The organism is Rubrimonas cliftonensis (assembly GCF_900107585.1).
In the GTDB taxonomy this organism is placed as follows: Bacteria; Pseudomonadota; Alphaproteobacteria; order Rhodobacterales; family Rhodobacteraceae; genus Rubrimonas; species Rubrimonas cliftonensis.
In genome coordinates, this window is record NZ_FNQM01000084.1 from 1 (window position 1) to 1,743 (window position 1,743).

A 1,743-nucleotide genomic window follows, 5' to 3' on the forward strand; every position below is an offset into this window, starting at 1 on the left:
AAGACGTCGGTGTGGCAGAGGCTGGTGGTGACGATGCGCACCAGCACCTCGCCGTCCTTCGGGCCTTCGAGGTCGATCTCCTCGATCTCCAGCGGACGGTTGGGTTCCCAGGCGACGGCGGCGCGGGTCTTCATGTTCGGCATCCCTCGTGAGGTGGGTCAGCAATGGCCGTGGACGTCGTCCACAGGGTCGATGACGAGCAGCAGCCGGGTCTCGCCCGCACCACTGATGGGGGGCGATCGGTGCAGGACACCGGTGAACTCCGCGCCCGGCCAGAGCGCGCCGCGCAGCAGCATCGCGTCGGCGGCGGCGAGGCCCCGGATCTCGGCGGGCTGGTTGCCGCCGCCTGGCGTCGCGGCGCCATACTGCGTGCCTGCGCCGCGGTAAGTGGTCAGCAGCCTGCAACGCACGCTGTCGACGTGGAACCTGGAGCACTTGTCGGTGGAGACCGGCTCCAGCCTGAGCTCGATCAGCGGCTGGGCGGCGACGCGCGACAGGATCAGCGCCAGCGCCGCTGCGTCGCTCGCCAACCGGTCCCGGTGGAGACCCGCGGGCGTGCCGGCGCTGTCGCAGGCGGCGTGGACGACGCGCTCGACAAGCTCGGGCGTGGTCAGCGTGCTCAGCCGCGGCAGGCGCTCGGGCGGCAAGGCGTCGATCCAGGCGGCGAAGCCCGGGTCGCGGGGCCGGCGCCAGATCGCCGCGGCGACGCCGGGCTCGCGGATTGCGGCGAGGATCGCGGGGTCGCGGCCCTCGGCCACGCCGAAGGCGAGCGGGATGCGGCCCGCCTGGGTCAGGGGCGCGTTCATCGCGGCCCCCTCACGCCGCCGCCGCGTCCGCGCCCCAGGTGGGGAACGGATCGGCCAGATGCGCCCAGAGCGCAGGGGTGAAGGCTCCCGCCTCGATCAGGCAGGCGTCGAGCATCGCGGTGATGGCGGAGACCGACATGGCGTCGGCGTTCCCGATGAACACCAGCTCCTGCCGCCGGTCGGCGAAGACCGGGTCCCAGTTGCGGTGCATGCGCGCCTGATACTCGGCGTCGCCGGGCCAGCGCTCCGGCGGCGTCGCCGCCCACCAGCGCCCGAGCGGGCGGGTCTGCGCCATGGCGCCGGCAAGGCTGAACTCGCCGACCCAGTCGGGGCGGGTCGCGAGCCAGAAATGGCCCTTGGCGCGGATCACGCCGGGCAGCGTCTTCTGCAGGAAGGCGCGGAGGCGCTCGGGGTGGAACGGCCGGCGCGCGCGATAGACGAAGGAGGTGATCCCGTATTCCTCGGTCTCGGGCGCGTGGTCCGCGAAGCCGTAAAGCTCCTTCGCCCAGAGCGGATGCTCGTGCGCCTTCTCGAAGTCGAAGAGGCCGGTATCGAAGATGTGCCGCCCCGACACGCGCCCCCAGTCCGTCTCGACCAGCCTGGCGTCGGGGTTCAGGGCGCGGATGATCTTGCGCGCCGCGTCCACCTGCGCCGCGGTCGCGGCCGTCACCTTGTTCAGCACCACGACATCAGCGAACTCGATCTGGTCCACCAGCAGGTCGACCAGCGTGCGGGCGTCGTCGCCGCCGAGGCTCTCGCCGCGGTCGCGCAGGAAGTCGCGGCTGACGTAGTCCTTCAGCAGGCTGGCGGCGTCCACCACCGTGACCATCGCATCAAGCCGCGCGACGTCGCCGAGGCTGACGCCGTTCTCGTCGCGGAACTCGAAAGTGGCGGCCACCGGCAGGGGTTCGCTGATCCCGGTGCTCTCGATCAGCAG

2 protein-coding genes and 1 pseudogene are annotated in these 1,743 nt (G+C 72.1%); all 3 read right to left on the minus strand.

What is annotated here, in order from left to right:
• A pseudogene (locus tag BLW43_RS23290) lies at window positions 1-134 on the minus strand (S-(hydroxymethyl)glutathione dehydrogenase); the annotation flags it as partial.
• A gap of 24 nt (window positions 135-158) precedes the next feature.
• Window positions 159-806 carry a DUF1826 domain-containing protein gene (locus BLW43_RS22650; protein ID WP_093257202.1) on the minus strand — a complete coding sequence of 216 codons (648 nt, stop codon included), beginning with the start codon at window positions 804-806 and terminating at the stop codon, window positions 159-161.
• Window positions 807-816: 10 nt separating this feature from the next.
• Window positions 817-1,743: GTP-binding protein (locus tag BLW43_RS22655; protein WP_093257204.1), on the minus strand; the 927-nt coding region annotated here is incomplete at its 5' end.

What these genes read in the sequence shown, in the direction of transcription:
- BLW43_RS22650 (WP_093257202.1), bottom strand. Translation starts at nt 806, where the DNA reads ATGAACGCGCCCCTGACCCAGGCGGGCCGCATCCCGCTCGCCTTCGGC.